A 21537-nucleotide genomic window follows, 5' to 3' on the forward strand; every position below is an offset into this window, starting at 1 on the left:
CGTCTTGGCGGTTGCTATATTAACTAATGCAACAGAGGTTTACCTTTTACTTCTTTTCCTGCTGCGAGTTATGGCGCTCCTATCAGTATTTGCAGGCGAGATTTTTTCAACGCTCCTTTTGGTTTGAACATCACTAGAGTCGGAGTTTGAGGTACTGACTGCGGGTTTTCTTCTAACTATAATCGGAACATTAACAGATCGACCGCATCGCCGGCCCAAGGAGTCGATATTCCTGCGATAATCGCAGATTACAGCCTGTGCAGTAGGTTCTTGACACTCATTAATAAAGTTTTTTGCTAATTGGTAATTATTGTTGTCTCCCTGCTTTGAAAAAAGTTCGACGGCTTGGTTGAAGTCTGCTAATGCTTGCGATTTAGTTCCCAGCATACAGCGAATCGCACCTCGTTCTAAATAAGCTAAAGCATAATCAGGATTGACGCGAATAGCTTGTTCGTAATTCCCGATCGCCTTTTGCTTGTCTCCCAATTCATAGTATGCTTGACCTCGACCAAAATAAGCTTCTGCTAGGTTAGGATTGAATTGCAGCGCTCGATCGTAATTGTAAATTGCCTGCTGCTTGTTTCCCTGTTGTGAACTCGCAATTCCCAATCCGAGATAAGCTTGGGGTATGTTGGCATTCAGCCCTAAAGCTTGAGTAAAATTGGCGATCGCCCCAGGAACATCTCCCTTTTGAATTTTTAAAGAACCTTGGTTGCTGAAGTTGGTGGCTTTTTGAGCGATCGCCAGTCTTTGACTGATAACAGCGAGATTTTTTCGGTAATTAGATAACTTATTTTGAGCTAAATTATAGATAGGTGTACGCGATTCGATCGCTTCTAAAAGCCCGATCGCCTGTTGCCATTTACTTTGCGACTGATGCCAAACTTCTATTGGATGAGGCGGTTTTTGCACGAGCACAGCAGCTTCCAGCGCCAACTTTTGAGCTTTTTCTAGATTTTCTGCAGCCTGTAAATTTTGCTCGACAGCAACCAAATTCGGGCCTAACGTCAGCAAATCAATTCTCGCCTGTGGATATCCCAAGCCGGGGAAGTTAGGAATTTTTTCTAAATTCGCGATCGTTTCTTTAAGTCGTTTATCGAAACTTCTGAGTAGGTTGATATCGGTTGCTTGCGCTGCATTCTGCGTTTCAACGGTTAGTATTTTTGATTGCTTCAGCGTTTCATTTCCCGATCGCATAAAGGCGAGCGCTACTGCACCAGTCCCCAGCACCAAAACCCCTAAACTTGCCGCTAAAGCTAGCGGTATTTTGCGGTTTCGGGAATTAACTTGATGGTTAATTTGCGATCGCGGCGGGATTTCCGTCTCCCCGGAAGCTGCCGCTTCTGACTCCACTTCCAACTCCCAAGCCGGCAACTGCAAATCATCTGCTGCCATTTCCGGTGCCAACTCGTTAGTAATTGGAGCAGTATTATTGCTATTTTTGCTACAATACTTGTCAACAAAACTCTGCAATCCAGCTTGAGATCCTTGTCCTACCGCCTGAAATCTCCACTCTCCATTCTTTCTGTGCAAACGCCCGAATTCTACAGCAGTTTCTCGCGAAAAATTCTCTTTTAATTTATACCGAACAAGTTCGGTTCCCGTATCCACATTGCAAATTTTGATAAAAGCATTTGTGATATTACTAAAATCTGCCTTAATTTTATCTGCTTCGTGAATGGTGACAGCAAAAGTTATTTCCTCAATTTCAGGATTAACTTTTTCTAATATCAAGCCGTAAATAGTCTTGTTTTTTTGACTTGGGTTGTTTTGTGCAGGAATCGATTGCAGTAGCGAACCGTCACAGGATTGCAGGTTATTGTAAAATATAAAATATTTATCGTTAGGCACTTTACCGTCAGAACCTAGCATAAATGCAGAGACATCAATCTCGTAGCTTTGTCCTGCCTCTGTCAACTGCCAACCAAGGGCGATCGCCATTTTTTTCAAATCCGGCGCTTCTTGAGAAAGATTAAATCTTTCACCCTTACTTAATTGCATTGCCATCTGCTTATTTATAAAAGATAAAAATTGATATAGCTCACTTTAATATAAATTGGTGTCAAAATCTTTTATTTTTAATAAGACTTAATATTAACTTGCGTCTGATAGCAGATCAGATTTAAAATATGTGATTTTTGTGGCCGGATTTACGAAGATTTACTGACATATAATTCAATTAACTTGGGTTAAAGCCGATCGCCCCTAGCCTCCCTTAAGCGGAGCAATGTTATTGCTATTTTAGCTACAATACTTGTCAACAAAACTCTTTAATCCAGCTTGATATCCTTCTCCTACCGCCTGAAATCTCCACTCTCCCTTCTTGCGATACAAGCGACCAAATTCTACAGCAGTCTCTCGCGAAAAATTATTTTCTAATTCATACCGAGCAAGTTCGCTTCCCGTATCCAAATTGCAAATTTTGATAAAACTCTTTGTGACATTGCTAAATTTTGCATTAATTTTCTGTGCTTCGTGAATAGTGACAACAAAAGTTATTTCGACTATTTCAGGATTAACTCTTTCTAAGATAACGCCATAAATAGTCTTGTTTTCTTTACCTTGGTTGTTGTCAGGAATTGTTTGCAGTACCGAACCGTCAGAGGATTGCAGGTTATTGTAAAATATAAAATATTGATCGTTAGGTATTTTACCGTCAGAACCTAGCATAAATGCAGAGACATCAATCTCGTAGCTTTTTCCTGCCTCTGTCACCTGCCAACCGAGGGCGATCGCCATTTTTTTCAAATCCGGCGCTTCTTGAGAGATATTAAATCTTTCACCCTTACTTAATTGCATGGCTATCTACTTATTGGTAAATAATAAAACTTTATATTGTTCATTTTATATTAAAATGACATCACAATTTATGATTTTTATTAAAATTTAATATTTGGCGTTTGATAGCGGGATCGATTAAAAATACGTGCTTGCTGTCTAGGAATTTATTGAAACTTACTTAGATATAATTACGCAAGTAAAAACCGGGTTTTCTAGAAAACCCGGTTTTGAGAATTGAACTTAATTTAATCCTAATTTTGAGCATTTTCAGAACTAGGTGGCAGGGTGACAAAATTACCGAAAGCTGCAACGGTTGGATAGGTTTTTTTGCCCACTTGAGTTTTGTAAATGCTGACAAGGCCTAAGTTCTGACGTTCCGTTGTATTGTCGAGCAAGTGTTCGATCGAGCTCCGTTGCGAAGTTAGCAAATTTTTGCAACTGCCGATCAACGCCTCTGCAACGCCGCTCAACGCTTGAGGCACGCGAGAGTCCTTACACACAGTGGTTTCCAACTCGGTTTGGAGTACGCCGGAAGCATAAGTTAAATATTTGTCTCTAGGAGGATTTGTAAATGCCATACCGGCGGCTAACACGGTTAGGGCGATCGCCACTTTTCCGATATTGCCGAAAAAATTAGAAGTTGGTTTGTGAGTATTCATTGGTTTATCAATAATCATTTTTTTCTTAGCTCCATTGAGTTATAAGCTTCTCTAAATTTAAACTACACGTTCTCAGAAACAAATTTCATAAAAAAGAGGACAGTTTGTAGATTGGAGATTAGTTGCGAGTGCCAGCGATCGCGATCGAGAGGCTCCCACTCAAATATAATTTGGATTTAGCCCGATGGGAGATCCGCAGTTTAACTTCCTTATACTCTACTTTCTCGCCCCAATCCGGTAAATTTTCACTTAGGCTCTTGTAAGCTCTTGTAGCGTGCCCATTGTGTACCAATCGGTAAATCTGTACACAATGCGCCGTGGGACACCCCGTCAACCGGTCTTGCTAAGCACACCCTACGCAAACAGTGGTTGAGGGCGCGAATAATCGCGGTAAGGTGCGCCCGCACGCCCTAGATTTAGTTTCGCTTTGATTTTTGTCGATCGATCTCCCGCTGCAATTCTTCAATCTGACGGCGCAAAGCCTCCGTCTCGCTGTTAGGCGCTTGGGACTTCACATCAACCGCACCCTCAGCCACAGCCCGCTTGTAGTTTCCCAGTTTGATTTGGCGGTATTCCTCGGAACTTGCCCAGTCTCGCAAATACCGCAGGCGTTCCACCGGGAAAGGGTGACTCAGCATCACGCCTTGACCGCCGTTGTACAGTAAAAATTTATACACTTGATTGAGATTGTCGCGATCGAGCTCTTGATAATTATCAGACTGGCGGATAAATTCTTGCAAACTGCATTGGTCAGCATATTTACTGCTAACTCCCGCAAGTTTCATCATCGTCTTCATCACGCTATTCAAATCATCAGTTACTAACAAAGCCGCCCGATCTGCGGATAATTCCGCCTTGCGCCGCCACTCATAAAAAGCGTAAATTAAACCGCTTCCGACCATATTTCCCAGCCCGAAAGTCATCTCGCCAATGGTCGAGGCGACGCTCATCGCCCACATCGCCATTTGATTTAAAATTGGATGGCCGCATTTTATGTGTCCCAACTCGTGAGCCAGCACTGCCTTGATTTCCGCCTCGTCCAACAAGTCTAAAAGACCCGTATTTAACACTATGTAAGGCTGGTTTTTTCCTAGGGCGTAGCTGTTAACGGCGGGATTTTGAGACACAAACAAACCCGGTTCTGGAAAAACATCTAAATCCTGCACGCACTCCCGAAATATGTGATAAATGCTGGCATACTGGCGCGGCCCGACTTGAATGCTATTTCCCATTAAGTAAACGAATTGCGGTCGTTCGTAGATAAATTCTACAAATTTGCTGGCAATTAAGTCAAATCCCGGTACGCTGCGTAACGCTTCTTCGGCTTGGCGATCGAGCGGATGCTGAAATGCTTCGCTAGAAATTCCAGTATAAGTAGGCATGGTTGTTGCAAAAATTACATGAATAAAATCAGTATACTGAACCGCTGGCGGTACAGACGGACACCTGACTTTTTTGGGTTCTGATTAAATACTGACAAATTAATTGGAAAATTGTGTTGAGTCGATCGACCAAACTTGCGAACACCCACAAATCCTAAAATTAGCGTTAAAATTGTTTTTCTGCTACAAGGGCGATCGACCAATATCTTTCGCGGTCTGTGAATCAAAAATAAAAACGTGAAATAATGGCTATCCTGCAACTCGAAAACGGTACAACCTACACTCAATTAAGCGATATTGCGCGCGAACTCGCGCCTTTAAACATTCAACTCAACCGCTGGCCCGTGGGTGACAGCGCTGAAATTCTGGAATTGCTAGCGAAAGATGCTCTTGACGACAATCAAAAAGAGCAAATCCTGCAAGCCCTCGACGGCTACTTTCAGCAACTCAAGGAAACCGCAGGCTATCAGTCGCGCGACTTAATCGTACTGCACCCAGACATTCCCAACATCGACACCGTGCTGTCGAAATTCAATAAGTGCCACATCCACGCTGACGATGAAGTCCGCTATATCGTAGCAGGCGAGGGCATTTTTGGCTTCGTGCGGCCCGACGGTAGCCAAGTGGAACTCACGGTGCAGCCAGAAGAATTTATCAATGTACCGGCGAATACAGAACACTGGTTTTATTTGACTGCGGCCCGGAAAATTAAAGCTGTGCGATATTTTACCACCACAGAAGGCTGGACGCCGGAATACACGGATACGGAAATTCGATCGGGCTTAGCTACTGTTTGAACAGAGTTGACAGTTGACGGTTGACGGTTGACGGCTATCCTCAAATCATCTAAAAATCCTCAAATCCAGCCTCAAACTTTGTGGTTTTCTCGCAATATGCTCAAAGCAACCGCCTCCGCCACCTTAATCCCATCAATCCCCGCCGACAGGATTCCACCCGCATATCCTGCACCTTCCCCAGCAGGATAAAGGCCTTCTGTATTCAAACTCTGATAATCTTCCCTGCGCTTAATCCGAATCGGCGAAGAAGTGCGCGTTTCCACCCCAGTTAAAACCGCATCATCCATCGCAAATCCTTTGATCTGTTTGTCAAAAGCCGGAAGTGCTTCGCGGATGGCTGCGATCGCAAAATCCGGCAAACTTTCGCTCAAATCAGTCATCACAACTCCCGGCGTATAAGATGGCTGTACGCTTCCTAACGCCGTCGAAGGGCGATTCGCTAAAAAATCTCCTACAAGCTGCCCCGGCGCGTTGTAAGTACCTCCTCCTAACTCAAATGCCCGTTCTTCTAGGCGACGCTGAAATTCAATTCCCGCCAAAGGATGACCGGGATAATCTTCCGGCGTGATACCCACCACAATCCCGCTGTTAGCATTGCGTTCGTTGCGAGAATATTGACTCATCCCGTTAGTGACAAGTCGCCCCGGTTCCGACGCAGCAGCCACTACCAAACCACCGGGACACATACAGAAACTGTAAACAGAACGGCCATTTTGGCAATGGTGCACCAGTTTGTAATCGGCGGCACCCAAAAGTTTGTGGGCCGCGCGATCGCCAAAACGACAGCGATCGATTAACTGCTGCGGATGTTCCACCCGAAAACCAATAGAAAAAGGTTTAGCCTCGATGTAAACACCGCGCGAAAACAACATTTCAAAAGTATCGCGGGCGCTGTGTCCCACCGCCAAAACTATATAATTACTAGCAATATATTCTCCACTCGCGAGGGTAAGTCCCTGCACTTTTCCATTTTCGATGTGGATATCTTCAACACGAGTTTGAAAACGAATTTCTCCGCCTAATGATTCAATTTTTGCCCGCATAGTTTGGACAATTCCTACGAGCTTAAACGTACCAATATGCGGCTTATTAATATATAAAATTTCCGGTGAAGCTCCCGCATTCACAAGTTCTGTCAACACCTTGCGCCCGTAATGCTGGGTATCTTTAACTTGGCTGTAGAGTTTGCCGTCGGAAAAAGTACCCGCACCGCCTTCGCCAAACTGAGCGTTAGATTCTGGGTTGAATTCGGTTTTTTTCTTCCAAAATCCAAAGGTGTCAACTGTGCGATCGCGCACTGCTTTGCCGCGTTCTAAAAGGATCGGGCGAAATCCCATTTGTGCCAGCATCAGGCCTGCAAAGATACCGCAGGGCCCCGTACCGATCACAATGGGGCGGGGAACGGTCAAATTGCTGGGGGCTTCGGCTACATAGCGATAATTCATGTCTGGTGTTACCGTGACATGAGGGTCTTTTTTGAGGCGTTGCAGATGTTGTTTTTCCTGTGTCGTTTCCACATCCACAATATAGACAAGGACGATTTCTGCTTTTTTGCGAGCATCGTAGCTGCGCTTGAAGATGGTATAGCTGAGCAATTCTTCGGGGGGGATTTGCAGCTTTTTGAGTATGGCGCTGGCGATCGCACTTTCAGGATGATCTAAGGGAAGTTTGATTTCGGTTATTCGTAACATATAGTTGTCAGTTGTCAGTTGTCAGTAGGGGCGGTGGATGGTGCGTGCGGGCCCTCTTAGTTGGTAGGGGCGGTGCCCCCGTGCGGGCCCTCTTAGTTGTCAATAGTCAATAGAAAAATCGAATAAAATCAGTCGAATAAAAGTATTTAGGAATTGTGCACGGGTAGCTAAAAAGCGTTTTTTTACGAGAATAGGGGTGGCAACCAGCAGATTTCGTAAAAAACCCGGTTATGAGAGTCGGAGTGCGATCGCGAATTTTATTATAACTATTTAACCCGACATTCTATGGGCGATCGCCAGTAGATTTTTGACTTTTGACTTTGATTGGATAATTGCAGAAGCGTTATAATAAACAAAAAATTAAGTTTTGTAAAGACCCTTGACTGCAACATTCACACCCAAAAACAGCCGCACCTGGCACGCTCTCAACCCCCTGTGGCAAGGAGCAGAAGACGCAGTAAAGAAGGGTTTGCCCCACACCAAACTAGCACCGGCGTGGCAAATAATGCTGCTAGGCGACGGTTCCCCCACCCGTCACCTGCAACTGCTGACAGGGGAACCCACAGAAGTAGACGTAATCGATATGTCCTTGGTGGGTGACGATGCAGACGGCGCACCCCAGCAAATTGTCGCGGTGCCCGGGCCGCGCCTGCGCCGCCAAGTGTGGCTGCGGACAGCTTCGGGACAGCGCCTCGCCTACGCGACTTCTTGGTGGGAAGCGAGTCACGTAGACGAATATTTGCAAAATAAATCTTTGCCAATTTGGGCAAGTTTAGCGCGGCTGCGGACAGAATTGTATCGCGACGTGCAAGGCATTTATCTCGGCGATTCGGCGATTTTAGAGTCAGCTTTTGAACAATCGGGGCCTTTTTGGGGGCGACACTATTTGTTTTGGCATCACGGTAAGCCGCTGACTCTGATTTATGAGGTGTTTTCACCTTATTTAACTAAGTATTTGGGGCCGATGCACTTGGATGTTGATTCATAAAATGCGATCGCTCTTCGAGAACCCTGTTAGATCAAATATCGGAATTATCGATCTCTCTGTTCTCTTCCTCTGCGTTCTCTGCGTCCTCTGTGGTTTAATCCTTCAGATTCATAGTTGTTTGCCGAAATTTCACTCGCAAACCGTCGCGCGGGTGCGGAGTCGGTACTCGGATTAAATTCAAATCTTGATCCGGTAACAACTCCCATTCGCACTCCCGAACCATCCTCGCCGCAAACAATTTCATTTCCAAGCGGGCGAACTCTTTTCCCAAACATTCCCGCAAACCGCCGCCAAAGGGCACGTAACTAAAAGGTTTCGCATTTGTCGATCGATCGCCCGTAAATCGATCGGGATCAAAGCGATCGGGTTCGGGATAAACTGCGCTATCCTGATGCGTCTGATTAATTTCATACAAAATGCTCCAACCCTTGGGAATTTCGTAGCCGCCGAACTCGCAAGCCTTAATTACCTGCCGAAAACCGCCTCCCACCGGCGGCACCAACCGCAGCACTTCTCGCATCACCTGCTCTAAATAAGTCATTTGTTTGAGCTGTTCCAGAGTTAGCGGTTCAGTTGCAGGAAACTGCTGTTGTTCGGCGCGAATTTTTGCCATTACATCGGGGTTTTGAGCCACGAGAAGACAAAAAGAGGCGATCGCCGAAGTCAGAGTCTCGTGTCCCGCAAACAACAGCAGCAGCACTTGATCTTTCAACTCCTCCAAACTCAGAGAATTCCCCTCATCATCGCGAGCACAAATCAGCAAACCCAAAGCATCACTCCCGCCGGGGGCTGCTTGCTGTCTGTCTCGAATAATATTTTCTAGTTCTGCTAACAGCAAATCTCGGCATTTTTTCGCTTTCCCAAACTTTGTCCAAGGCACATCTAAAGGAATAGAAAATAATCCCTCGCACCAAGTTTCAAAATAATGTCCCAGCGCCGTATCCGAACCATTGTCAATCCCAACTAACAGCTTGCTTGCAACATCAAAAGTATAATTTCTCAGTTCGGGATACCAAGCAAACTCGCTCATTTGCGTCCACCTTTGCAAGTAGCGCCCCGTGATATCTTCCATCCCGCCGATGTAGCCGGCCAGAGCTCGCGGTTGAAATGCTTGATATAGCAGCTTGCGCCGATTTTGGTGTTCCGAACCCGTTTGCAGCGCCAAGGAAAGGGGCCCTAACAGCGCTTTGGTGCTAGGAGGCCAACTCACAACAAAATACTGGTTTTCATGGCTTAAAACAAACAAATTCGCCTCCTGGCCGCACACAAACACGGTAGGTTGTCCGAAGATGCTGGTTTTGAAAATTGGCCCGTACTGTTGGTGGCGTTTTTTGGCAAATTGAGAATCTTTCAAAAAGTTGAGAGTATCGCCAATTAGCGGTAAACCTAAACTGCCTGGAGGTAATGCCATTTTAGATTTTAAATTTTAGATTTTTAATATTATATCAAACTCTGAGGACTAAAGTCCTCACTACAAACCTATTTAATTTTCTATTCTTTTAATCGGAATCTCGATCGCAAATTCAGTACCTTTCCCCTTCGCCGAAAAACAGTTGATTTTACCTTTGTGTTTTTCGACAATAATTGAATGGGAAATTGCCAAACCCATTCCTGTACCCGAACCGATCGGTTTTGTAGTATAAAAAGGGTCGAATATCCGCTGCTTGACTTGATCGGCGATACCTGAACCATTATCAGAAATTCCAATCACAGCGCAAGTACCTTCTACCTCTGTACGAATGCGGATAATTCCCGGATTTTCCGGCGGATATTGTAAAGCATCGATCGCGTTAGCGATAATATTCATAAACACCTGATTCAACAGTCCGGCGTAGCATTCCACCAGCGGCAATTCTCCATATTCTTTAATGACTTGAATGGCTGCGCGGTCTTGCTGAGCTTTCAGACGGTGTTCTAAAATCATTAATGTGCTGTCGATGCCTTCGTGAATATTAACATCTTTCATCTCCGCTTCATCGAGACGAGAGAAATTCCGCAAACTCCGCACAATATCCCGGATGCGAGTTGCTCCTACCTGCATCGAAGATAGCATTTTTGGCAAGTCGTCGAGCAAGAAATCCAGTTCTAACCGCTCTATTTCTTCCTGAAGATTTGGAGAAGGTTCTGGGTGTTCGTCTCGATACATTTGCAGCAGTTTTATTAGGTTTCCGGTGTATTCTTCAGTGTAGGTTAGATTGCCGAAAATAAAGCTGACTGGGTTATTAATTTCGTGGGCAATTCCTGCTACCATCTGACCGAGACTGGACATTTTTTCGGCTTGGACGAGTTGAGTTTGAGCTTGCTGGAGTTCGCACAGAGTTGTTTCGAGTTGGGCAGTTTGTTCTTGCGCGCTCCGGGCTGAATCGACGCTTTGAGTGTAGAGTTCCGCTTGATTAATGGCGATCGCCAATTGATTGCCCACCGCCACTAACAGTTCCACTTCCTCATCGCTCCAACACCGCACTCCGCTAGAAGCGCTACAGGAAATTACCCCAATTTTACCAGCCGATGTTTGAACCGGAATGTTCAGCAGAGAGTGGTATCCTATATAACTGAAAAACTCCCGCTCTACTGGATCGGTAACAGTCTCAAAATCATCGATCCGAATTATTTCCAAATTAGCAATTCGCTCCGCATGAGAACCAGTTGCAGTAACAGGAAATACACCTAAAAGTGAATAAAGATTGGCATTTTTTGCTTCGTACTGCACGTCCCAAATTGGCGGTGATGCCTCTGCATGATACCAAATAAACAGGCAGCTATCGAGCATCAGCAAATCGCGAATCTGCTGCACAGTTGTTGCCAAAATAGTATCTAAATCCAACGATTTGCGGATATTGCTAGCTAGTTGGTTCAGCAATATTTCCTGCTCTGCTAATTTGCGAAATCTTGCTTCCGACTCTTGCAACTGTCTTTGAGATTCTTTTTGTTTTGTAACGTCCAAACCTAAACCTATCAACCCGATCGCCCTGCCACAATCATCTTTGATTTGAGTTTTAATTGTCTCCACCTGGTGATACTCGCCGTCAGCCAACTGGAGCAATTCTTCAGAATAACAGGGAGTCTCTTGGCTCCACGCTTGCGCGTCAGATGCCATGCAGTTAGCAGATGCTTCTAATCCCAAAACTTCGGAATAGTGAGAAGCTGCCAAAAATTGATCTTCGGATACAGCGACATCTTCGCAGAAAGTTTTGTTAACTAATAACATCCGCCCGCTAGGATTTGCCATCCACACCCAGATCGGAGCGTTATCAATAATTGTCCTCATAGTTTGCTTTTGGGCGGCGAGAGCCATTTCTGTTTGTTTGCGCTTGATTCCCAAGGCGATCGAATCAACACTTGATGCTAAAGCAATTAGTATTGATTCCTGCAACTCGTGGCGAGCAAACATCGCGATTACTCCCAGCAACTGATTGTCAACAATTAGGGGATATCCAGCAAAAGCTACCATTCCTTCTCGTTTCGCCCATTCTTTGTCACTGACTCTGGGATCTGTTTCCACAGAATTAGTGATGTGAGGTTTTCGCTCTCGGGCGATTAAACCAATCTTGAACTGGCCGACAGCAATGCGGCTATGAGCGCCGTCAATGTGAGTATACATCCCCCCGCTTGCTTGCAATTCCAAGACATTTCCCTCTTCATTCAGCGTCCAAATCCGAGCAAACGCAGCATCCAAATGGCGCACAACTGCATCGGTGCAATATTGCAAAGTTGCAGGCAAAGTCTGGTTTTGAGTGAGAGCAATTCCCACATCTGCTGTGAACAAAGAAAGTTTCAATTGTTCTGCTAAAGCTTGTTCTGCTATTTTGCGCTCTGTAATGTCCGTAGCAGCACCGAGACGCTGGTGAATTTTTCCATCCTCTGTTCTGCTAAATACAACATTCCGGCCGACTAACCAGTGCCAACAATTCTGTCGATCGCGCAGCCGATATTCGTACTCAACAACCTCGCCGTCGGGAGCATTTTCTAATTGCTGCAAATATTCGGGATATTTAGCTAAATCATCAGGGTGGATAATGGTAGATAACAGACTGCTGCCCATTTGTTCAACTTCTTCGGCCGTATAGCCGAGGATGTCAGTGATTTTGCGGTTGCTGTAGACATTTCGCTGCTCAGTTTCGTCGTAAACATAGAGAATATTCGGACTGGTATTGGCAATTCGCTCAACAAAATGCTGGCTGGCTTGCAGCGCTGCTTCTGCAAGTTTTCGATCCGTAATGTCGATCGAATTACCAATTATGCGGTAGATGCTGCCAGAGGCATCCCGCAGCGGTGTCAGAGTGACGATATACCAGCGTTCTGCGCCTTCTAACTCGGTGCTGGTTTCGTAAGCAATCGAGCTGCCGGCTGTCAAACAATCTACGTAACTTTGTCGAAAAATTGCTGCTATTGGCGGGGGAAAAATTTCTTCTGGGGTTTTGCCTTTGAAATCAGCACTCAAAATACCTGTAGACGCTTCTGCAGCAGCATTCCAGCCAGCGTAGCTAAACTCTCTTTCTGCGCCGACATCTATTACGAAAATAGGTTGATTAGAGCCGTTATAGATGCTGTTTAAAAATTCTTCTTGTTCGCGCAATTGGATTTCGGCTTTTTTGCGTTCTGTAATGTCGCTGCAACTGCCGACAACGCGATAAATTTTGCCCGATCCGTCCCGCAGCGGAGTCAGAGTTACGATCGACCACATTTCTCTAGCGTCAAAACTAACGGGATATTCGCGGGAAAGCGAGCTGCCTCTTTCCAAACAGTCGATCAAATTCTGCCGGAACATTGCTGCTGTAAATGGATCGAAAAGCTCTTGGGGAGTTTTGCCACGCCCGAATTCGCTGCTGATGCCACTGAGTAAGTCGGATGCTGGGTTCCAGCCGGCGTAGCGAAACTCTCCATCTGCACCGATATCTATTACGAAAATGCTGTAGTCTACGCCGTCGTAAATGCTGCCCAAAAATTCTTTTTGCTGCTGTATTTCTTGTTCTGTGATTTTGCTCTCTGTAATATCCGAGTGTATTCCCACCCACAGGCGAACGCTGCCGTCTGCGTTCAATAGGGGCACAGCGCGCACGCTCATGTACCTGTACTCGCCGTCGTGCCGCAGCAAGCGGTGTTCTATTGCGAATAAGATGCAGTTGGCAACTGCATCAGACCACATCCTGGCAGTATATTCTCTGTCGTCTGGATGGACGTGATTGAGCCACCCCCAGCCTTTAAGTTCGTGGTAAGTCGCTCCTGTGAATGCACTCAATCCTGTTTGTTCGCCGATAACTTCGCCGGCGGCTGTAGTATCCCAAACAATTTGGGATGTGGCTTCAATTAAGCAGCGGTAGCGTTCCTCGCTTTCTTGCAGGGCTTGTTCTGCTTGTTTGCGATCGCTAATATTGCGAGAAACTCCGACTACACCGGTGATGTTTCCAGCCCGATCGCGCAAAGGACTTTTGGTAGTAAAAAATGTCAGGATGTTACCCTCACTATCTTTTATTGTTTCCTCGATCGCTTCCTCAATCCCAGCTTGCCAGATCCGGCGGTCATTTTCCACAAGCATATCTGCAATATCCGGCGGAAATAATTCTGCATCTTTTTTGCCAATAATTTCTGACTTTGGGACACCAATAATGGCCGCAGCCTTAGAATTGACCAATAGGTGGTGGCCCTGAGTATCTTTGACAAAAATGCTGTCGCCTGTACTTTCGATTATGCTTTCAAAGAGGATGTTTCTCTCTAGTAGCGCTGCTTCTATTTCTTTGCGATCGCTGATGTCGCGACATATGGCAACTACGCCGACAATATTTTCCTGAGAATCGCGCCAAGGGTATTTCGCTGTTAGAAACGTTCGCACAACTCCGTTTTGTGGTATGTCTTCTTCATAAGTAAAACATTCTCCCGTAGCAGTCACTCTGCGGTCTCCTTCGATAACTTGAGCGGGTATTTCACCCGGAAATAATGCTGAATCGTCTTTGCCTATAATGGCCTCGATCGGTTTTCCAGAAAATTGAGCTACTGCAGAATTTGCGATCGCGTACCGGCCTTCAAGATCCTTGACAAAAATCAGATCCGGCGTGCTTTCTATCACGGAACGCAAGATAGAATTGCTGTGTTGGAGAGACTCTTGGGCTTGTTTGCGATCGGTAACGTCGCGACCGACACCATACATCAATTCTTCTTCGCATACAGGGCTAACAGTCCAGGCTATCCACTTGTAAGACCCATTTTGACACAGCCAGCGATTTTCAAATCCAACGCTACTGTTGCCCGCAGCAATGCTTTCAGCTTCTTTGATAGTAGCTTGGCGATCGTCTGGATGCACGAATTCAATGAAGAGTTTGCCAACCATTTCGGCTGGGGAATAGCCGAGGATTTTTTCTGCTGCTGGGTTGATGCGTTTGAAATAACCGTCAAAACCAATGACGCACAACATATCTGGCGAGAGACTAAAAAAGCGATCGCCCTCGTCAGTTTTGCCCGATTGGCGATCGTTTTTCTTAGCAGCAGAGTCGTTCCATCCCGCTGCGGCCAGCAGAACAATATTTGCTATTACCAAAAATGCCAGGGCGATCGGGCGATCGTACAAACCACAGGCACCGCTTGCTACCAGCCACCCGTTTAGTACCAGCAGTACGACTATCAAAACTGAGAATTGGCTGCTGCGGGCGATCGTCCCTAAGCTGATGTTTTTTTTATACAGCATTCTGGATTTGGTTTTTTGTTTTCTGTTGACTTGTGCAGCCGTGATTTCTCTCAACCGCATTTGCAGAAAGTGCAACAATTTATTATTTATTTTTTTGATATGAACTGAATCTGTCATTTTTTCACTCCAAAATCAAGAGGAATATTGGCTGTTAAAAACTTAAAATAAAAATATCTAAATATTGTAAAATATTTTAAATTTGCGAATTTTAGTATTGTAAGTCCTACCTAAATCTCAGCATTGCCACAAGCGAATTAAGTATATTTACGGAATTAGCAGTTATTGTTAATAGCTAACGCACCTATTTTATAATTGTTTTTTCAACAGGCTTAGAGGGTTTATTTCTTATAATGCACTAAACATTGCTGTCAGTCATTGGACATTTGGCCTAATCTAGCTAGTCCCGACACACAAATTAATTATCTACAGTAAATGCGTCTTAATCTGCAGTCAGCCTCGCGATCGAAGATTTAGGCACTCTTGTCTGCTGCTTCGCGGCCTAATTGCTGTTGGCGAATGCGTTCCAAATTGCCCGCCGGAATAGCAGCTATAAGTTGCTTGGTGTAAGCTTGTTGCGGTTGGCGGTAAATGCGCTCGGCTGTGCCCATTTCCTCGATTTTACCTTTGTTCATGACGATCGCCCGATCGCTCATAAACTTAACCACGCTCAAATCGTGAGAAATAAAAATATAAGTCAGTCCAAACTCTGTTTGCAACTCCTTGAGCAAATTTAAAACTTGCGCCTGTACCGACACATCTAAGGCAGAAACCGACTCATCGCAAATAATAAACTTTGGATTCAAAGCCAAAGCTCTAGCAATACAAATTCGCTGCCGCTGCCCGCCCGAAAACTCGTGGGGGTAGCGCCGCATAATATCGGGATTCAAACCCACTCTATCCAACAAATAAGCCGCGCGATCGCGCTGTTCTTTCTGGTTCTTGCCAAAGCGGTGAATCACCATCGGTTCCATCACCGCCGCCCCAACACTCAGGCGCGGATCGAGAGAACTAAAAGGGTCTTGAAAAATAATTTGCAAATCGCGCCGCAGCCACCGCAATTTGCGATCGTACTCTTTTTGCCTTTGATAATTAGCGATCCACTGCCCTCTCGCACTACTTTTCGCAGGAGGAGTAATTTCTTGACCTTCAAAAAATACTTTACCGCTGGCGATCGGAATTAATTGCAATAAAGCTCTTGCTAAAGTTGATTTTCCGCAGCCGGATTCGCCCACCAAACCCAAAGTTTCCCCAGGATAAACCTCAAAAGAAATATCGTTGACTGCCATAAATAAACGTTTAGTTTCGCCAAACATTCCCTGCACGGGAAAACCGACTCGCAAATTATTAACAGCTAACAAAGGCTGGGAAATATTCGGCAGTCTGGGCGGTTTTCCGGTGGCAAAAGCGGAAAGTCCGCCGCTACTGTCGCCGTCTAAATCGATATTTTTCTCGACAATTACTAATTCGCCGTTGGCATTTGTGCTGACATCCATAAAATCGGAAACCGTCGGTAAGCGGCGCCTTTGCCGATCGAGAGTTGGGCGGCAAGCTAACAGACCTTTTGTGTAAGGATGTTGGGGATTGCTGAAAATTTGTTCGATCGCAGCGCACTCAACAATCTTGCCTCGGTACATCACCGCCACCGTATCGGCAATTTCAGCAATGACGCTCAAATCGTGGGTAATAAAAATCATTGCCATGCCTCTAGAGTCCCGCAACTCGCGCAGCAAAGCTAAGATTGTGGCTTGGACGGTTACGTCTAAAGCCGTGGTAGGTTCGTCAGCAATTAATAATGTCGGATTGCAGGAAATGGCCATTGCAATCATCACGCGCTGGATTTGACCGCCGGAGAGTTCGTGGGGGTAGCGATCGAGCATAGCTTGTTTTTGGCCGTTGATGAGCTGCATCAAATCGCGATCGGCCTCCCGACCAGCTTCTTGCTGTTCCAAACAGCGCTGCCGGAGTTCCTCGTCTCCTGGTAGCAGCTTCACCTCTTGCAGTAGAGAAGCAGCTTTGCGCCGCGCTTCTGTCTGCGACACCTTTTGGTGCAGACAAATGGCTTCTGTGAGTTGAAATCCGATCGTGTAAACAGGATTTAGCGAACTCATCGGCTCTTGAAAAATCGTCGCAATCTGGCTGCCCCGGTAGGTTTGTTTTTCCCTGTCCGGCATGGCCAACAGATTCACGGGCCCGTGGCTAGCGCCGTCTTTGGTGGGAGAAAACCAAATTTCGCCTTCTATCTTCGTTGACGAACTAGACAGCAAATTCATCACGGCCAGGGATGTTACCGATTTTCCTGACCCCGATTCTCCCACGATGCCCAGAGTTTGCCCTCGCTTGACCTCAAACGAAACGCCGTCAACAGCTTTGACTGTTGCAGACGCATCGGCGGAGGCGGCAGATGGAAATTCAACCCGCAGGTTGCGAACTTCGAGGACGGTTTCACTCATGGATATCTACGGCAAAAGTTAAATACAGATTAAGTGGATTGTAGCAGGGGTCGCTCAAGGCAGAAGGCAGGGGGAAAGTCTGAATTTTTAAATTAGAAATTTTTTAACTAATGGCGATTTTCGCGCTGATGAGTGAAATATAGATGCTTGGGTAGGAGGGACACGGCACTGCTGTGTCCCTACTATATTTCATAGAATGAAAAACTGCGATCGAACTCAAAACTGACAAGTCGGAACTACTTAAGTGCCTTCTGACAGAGAGGAATTTTCTCAAAAACCTATGACTTGAGTGTCAGCAGGCAGTGCAGTGGCCTCGGAGACCTTTTTAAACACGGTTGCTTGCTCGTTTAAGGAATTAGGTCTCGCCTGTCCGGGATTGGTGCCTTGCAACTGAAGGCGCATTTGACCTTCGGGAGTCAACTCAAAAATAGTTTCAACGGTTTCTGTGCTGCTGAGGCCAACATCCAGGTGCATTGGTTTTTCACCGAGATTCACTTTGTATCTCATTTCTTTGGCGCGGGCTGCTCCGTCGGGGCCTTTAGCCATGAGAAACAATTTGCCTTCTGGGGCGAAGACGAAGGTGAAAGACTGACCGGATGGGACTGTACCTTGCCATTGACCTAGGAGTTGCTGGTCGATGTTGCTAGCGGCCGGGGCGGCTGCTTCGGCAATTTTTGGTTCTGCTGCGGATGCCGGGCCCGGTGAAGCGTTGAAGCTGGCGAGGATGCCGAAGCAAATGCCACTTGCGATCGCTTTGCCAATCATTTTTGAATTAGACATGAGACCGATCTAAAAATTGGTTATTCTTTTGTACACTCTAGCGGTTAAAGCGTAAATTGTTTAGCTTTAATTTCTTTTAGAGATAGATATATAGCCTTTCAAGCTCTCATAGGAGGTACTAGGCGGCATGGGCCTCCGTGGGCATAGGCCTCCGTGGGCATACCTCACTTTTTTGAGAACCGCTATAGGTGGATATTCAAACCTGCAACGCGGTTCTCATCCCAGATTAAAGCTTGTCTTGAGCTTGTTGAAGAATCACGGGCTGTCAGTTTTTTTGTGGTAAAGTCCAATACAAAGCTGGCTTTAAAGGCACAGCTCGCTGTCCTAAGTCGATCGTTCTCAACCCAGAACAGCTAACTGACTGTCGCGTTCAGGAGCGCCACCAGAGAATTTTGTCCTTCTGCTATTAATGCTATTTCATTAATTGCGTTCAGGAGCGCGATCGACTTGTTCTGTTTCAGATTGTGTCTGAGATTGTTGCGCTGCTTCCTGTTGATTTTCCGAGCGTTTAGTTCGCTCCAAAGCCTCTGCGTAAGACCAAGCTACGCTCACAATAAAAGCTTTGGCAATGCCGTCAAAATTTTTGGAATCATCGCTTTCGGGCGCTGGTGCTTTGGGGTTGCCGTCGTCCGTCATATTTTTGTTTTCTCCAGGGCTGGTTTTTCTAGCGAATGGCAGGCAATGTGCGATCGATACCCACAAACTTTGATTTTTCTTGCACCCGCACCCTACCGATCTTTGAGGGTATGACCTCGCTCACCATAAATAATATCATAAATACGCTAATTGCCCGATCGCATCAGAAAGAAACCTTAACTTCGCTGGTTGTCCGCAGCACTGACTCCTGCTGAAAACTGCGCTTGTAACTGTCGATTATTTCATTAATATATTTAGTTTTATCTGGGCTATTTTCATAAATTAAAATTACTATTTTTGAGTTTTCTAGAATCAGAATTCCCGAACTGTTAAAAAGCTGCCCGGAGCCGTCTAATACAGTTAGTCCTTCCCGAAAATGAGGGGTGATAGCTGTCTTGACAAACTGCTGCTATTCTGATTCCTAAACAATCTCGCCTCCCGGTTTAGTTAAACCAAAACACTGTTCATCTTTGAGGCAATTTGTTTGCTGTTATAATCGGAATTTTCGGGCAGTTTAGCGCGGGCCATTGTCGCCGGAAACACAGGCAGGACTAACAGCAGACAAGTCAAACCAAGACTGTGAAGATGTTTGTTTATATATTATTTTTAACGCTTCGTTGCTTAAACTACTGGCAAACATACACGCACCAAAACTGTCAATACCAATAAAGTTTGTATCTTACATCGTTTAAAATAATTTAAAAGTTAAATTTAGCTAAAAAAATAGTGCGAGATGTGAGGTTAAATGCACATCTTGCACTATATTAGGAACGGGATTTTCGACCCTTGCCACCAAAAAAACTATTCCTAATCCTTTAATTCGCGGATACTTCTCTTAGCGGTGTCTTGGTACATTTCCCCAAATTCTTTCACAGCAGCTCCTGCTTCTTGCCCGATCTTTTGAGCTCTCTCGCCCGGATCGTTTTTAGTTTCGCGAGCTTCTTGTCTCCATTCCCGAGTTGTTTGAGGTCTGTCAGGATTGTTGAGATCCCCATTTGAACCGACTTGTGCGTTATAAGCTTTGTTGCTGTTTCCCGCATCAACATTCGTTGTCATCAGCATGAAACCGACTAAGACAACACTCAAAAAACTCTTGATTTGAAAGCCCTTCAGCAGGGAATTGATGCGAGCGATCGCTGTAGAAATCAAATTCATCTCGGTAATACTCCGTCAGTTAATTGGCGATAATTTTCAACATTTTTTCATCTAATTGACTCGCTCCAAAATCCGCAGCTAACGCCAGCTTAAGCCGAACTTAGCTTTTAGATCCTGTCCGTTCGATTTACCGCAATCGACCGGAAATGATGTTACTTGCAATTAGCCACATCAATAGAGTTATAGGTGAGCGATAAAATCTCTTCAACACCAAACCCATGTGTGAGTCAACTAGCTTTTTCAAACACAAATATCACGTTAACAGCATCAAAATGCTTCTACCTCTTACTAAAGTCATAAGTTAGTTAGAAGCCGAACAACCAAAATTCAGCACATAGTTAGACAAATTTAGCTCGATCGCGCTATACAAGAGCGATTTTTATTGCAGCCGATCGCCCGTTCTGACATCAAACCAGTGCAGGAACTGAGCCGGCAAAACCAGCTCGACAATTTCAGAGTTCCACTGGCGGTCATTTGGCACCAAAAGCCGCACTGTTACCGACTCCACACCCTTAACTCGGACGCTAACCAAATTTTGCATTCCCAAGTTTTCCACTAAATAAACCTCACCTTTAATTGCCTCTGGGGCCGCTATCTTGCCGGCCTCTGCATCTGCAAAACCGACGTGTTCCGGGCGAATTCCCAAGACAATCTCTGGCGGCACACTAGGCCAATTTGGCAAAGGAACTTTAAAATCGCTCAACATCGCCGAATTTCCCTGGCATTTAAGCTCAAACAAATTCATTTGCGGACTGCCCACAAAACCCGCGACAAATTGATTGGCAGGACGGTTATAAATTAAGTGTGGGGGATCTAGTTGCTGGACAGTACCACTGTTGAGAACTGCGACTTTTGTAGAAAGCGTCATTGCTTCGGTTTGGTCGTGAGTTACGTACACTACAGGAGCTTTTTGTGATGCAAATAATTGTTTGAGTTCTGCCCTCACTTTTTCCCGCAATAATGCGTCGAGATTGCTCAAGGGTTCGTCGAGCAAAAATACTTCGGGTTGGCGCACTAAGGCGCGTCCTAGGGCTACTCTCTGCCGCTGTCCGCCTGATAATTTACCGGGTTTGCGATCGATTAATTCCGTCAATCCGAGGGATGTTGCAACTTCCGTCACTAACCGGTTGATTTCGCCGGAGGAGATTTTGCGAAGTTTGAGGCTGGATGCCATATTTTCGTATACTGTCATGTGCGGATAAAGCGCGTAACTTTGAAACACCATTGCAATATCCCGATCGCCCGGTCTGAGAGATGTCACATTGCGATCGCCAATTCTAATCTCGCCGCGAGTTGGCTGTTCCAATCCTGCAATCAACCGCAGCGTGGTAGATTTGCCACACCCGGAGGGCCCCAGCAAGGTGAGAAATTCGCCTTCGCTGACTTCTAAGCTAATATCTTTTACCGGTACAACTTTAGGGCTGTAGGTTTTATTGAGGTTTTTTACTTGCAGTTTTGCCATGATTTTTAATTGGGAATTGGGAATTGGGAATTGGGAATTGGGAATTGGGAATTGGGAATTGGGAATTGGGCATCGGG

At 45.5% G+C, this 21537-nt stretch carries 15 protein-coding genes; 2 read left to right on the plus strand and 13 right to left on the minus strand.

Annotation, left to right across the window (positions count from 1 at the left end):
- Window positions 1-39: 39 nt before the first annotated feature.
- The 4 genes from QUB13_RS22315 to QUB13_RS22330 form a co-directional block, all read right to left on the minus strand.
- A complete protein-coding gene (locus QUB13_RS22315) occupies window positions 40-2001 on the minus strand; it encodes a TerD family protein (protein ID WP_333384900.1) in 1962 nt (653 codons plus the stop codon).
- A gap of 240 nt (window positions 2002-2241) precedes the next feature.
- Window positions 2242-2799 (minus strand): TerD family protein, encoded by a 558-nt coding sequence (locus tag QUB13_RS22320; RefSeq protein WP_333384902.1) that lies wholly within the window; start codon window positions 2797-2799, stop codon window positions 2242-2244.
- A 233-nt stretch (window positions 2800-3032) separates the two neighbouring features.
- Window positions 3033-3458 carry a DUF4359 domain-containing protein gene (locus QUB13_RS22325; protein WP_333384905.1) on the minus strand — a complete coding sequence of 142 codons (426 nt, stop codon included), beginning with the start codon at window positions 3456-3458 and terminating at the stop codon, window positions 3033-3035.
- Window positions 3459-3856: 398 nt separating this feature from the next.
- A complete protein-coding gene (locus QUB13_RS22330; RefSeq protein WP_333384908.1) occupies window positions 3857-4822 on the minus strand; it encodes a M48 family metallopeptidase in 966 nt (321 codons plus the stop codon).
- Window positions 4823-5067: 245 nt separating this feature from the next.
- Between QUB13_RS22330 and QUB13_RS22335 the strand changes: the two genes are divergently transcribed.
- Window positions 5068-5619, plus strand: a complete 552-nt coding sequence (locus tag QUB13_RS22335) for a 1,2-dihydroxy-3-keto-5-methylthiopentene dioxygenase (protein WP_333384911.1) — start codon at window positions 5068-5070, stop codon at window positions 5617-5619.
- Window positions 5620-5690: 71 nt separating this feature from the next.
- Here QUB13_RS22335 and QUB13_RS22340 read toward each other — a convergent pair whose 3' ends face one another.
- Entirely contained in the window at window positions 5691-7310 is a 1620-nt protein-coding gene (locus QUB13_RS22340) for an NAD(P)/FAD-dependent oxidoreductase (RefSeq protein ID WP_333384914.1), read from the minus strand.
- Between the two features lie 379 nt (window positions 7311-7689).
- Here QUB13_RS22340 and QUB13_RS22345 point away from each other — a divergent pair, with 379 nt between their 5' ends.
- Complete coding sequence (locus tag QUB13_RS22345) at window positions 7690-8298, plus strand: chorismate lyase (RefSeq protein ID WP_333384917.1); 609 nt, start codon at window positions 7690-7692, stop codon at window positions 8296-8298.
- Between the two features lie 94 nt (window positions 8299-8392).
- Here QUB13_RS22345 and QUB13_RS22350 read toward each other — a convergent pair whose 3' ends face one another.
- The 8 genes from QUB13_RS22350 to QUB13_RS22385 all read right to left on the minus strand — a co-directional run bounded on the left by QUB13_RS22350 (window position 8393) and on the right by QUB13_RS22385 (window position 21460).
- A complete protein-coding gene (locus tag QUB13_RS22350) occupies window positions 8393-9709 on the minus strand; it encodes a cytochrome P450 (protein ID WP_333384920.1) in 1317 nt (438 codons plus the stop codon).
- Window positions 9710-9781: 72 nt separating this feature from the next.
- Window positions 9782-15094, minus strand: coding sequence for a PAS domain S-box protein (locus tag QUB13_RS22355; RefSeq protein WP_333384923.1), 5313 nt, complete (start codon window positions 15092-15094; stop codon window positions 9782-9784).
- Between the two features lie 353 nt (window positions 15095-15447).
- The gene (locus QUB13_RS22360; protein WP_333384926.1) at window positions 15448-17427 is read right to left on the minus strand and encodes an ABC transporter ATP-binding protein; all 1980 of its coding nucleotides are present in this window, start codon (window positions 17425-17427) and stop codon (window positions 15448-15450) included.
- A gap of 270 nt (window positions 17428-17697) precedes the next feature.
- Complete coding sequence (locus QUB13_RS22365; RefSeq protein WP_333384929.1) at window positions 17698-18207, minus strand: hypothetical protein; 510 nt, start codon at window positions 18205-18207, stop codon at window positions 17698-17700.
- 420 nt (window positions 18208-18627) lie between these two features.
- The gene (locus QUB13_RS22370; protein ID WP_194008835.1) at window positions 18628-18843 is read right to left on the minus strand and encodes a hypothetical protein; all 216 of its coding nucleotides are present in this window, start codon (window positions 18841-18843) and stop codon (window positions 18628-18630) included.
- Window positions 18844-19006: 163 nt separating this feature from the next.
- Window positions 19007-19231 (minus strand): DUF3574 domain-containing protein, encoded by a 225-nt coding sequence (locus QUB13_RS22375; RefSeq protein ID WP_333385014.1) that lies wholly within the window; start codon window positions 19229-19231, stop codon window positions 19007-19009.
- Between the two features lie 419 nt (window positions 19232-19650).
- On the minus strand, window positions 19651-19998 hold the full coding sequence (locus QUB13_RS22380) for a hypothetical protein (RefSeq protein WP_333384932.1): 348 nt from the start codon (window positions 19996-19998) through the stop codon (window positions 19651-19653).
- Window positions 19999-20377: 379 nt separating this feature from the next.
- Entirely contained in the window at window positions 20378-21460 is a 1083-nt protein-coding gene (locus QUB13_RS22385; RefSeq protein ID WP_333384935.1) for an ABC transporter ATP-binding protein, read from the minus strand.
- Window positions 21461-21537 lie beyond the last annotated feature (77 nt).

It is taken from the genome of Microcoleus sp. B4-D4, assembly GCF_036705185.1.
Taxonomy (GTDB): domain Bacteria; phylum Cyanobacteriota; class Cyanobacteriia; order Cyanobacteriales; family Microcoleaceae; genus Microcoleus.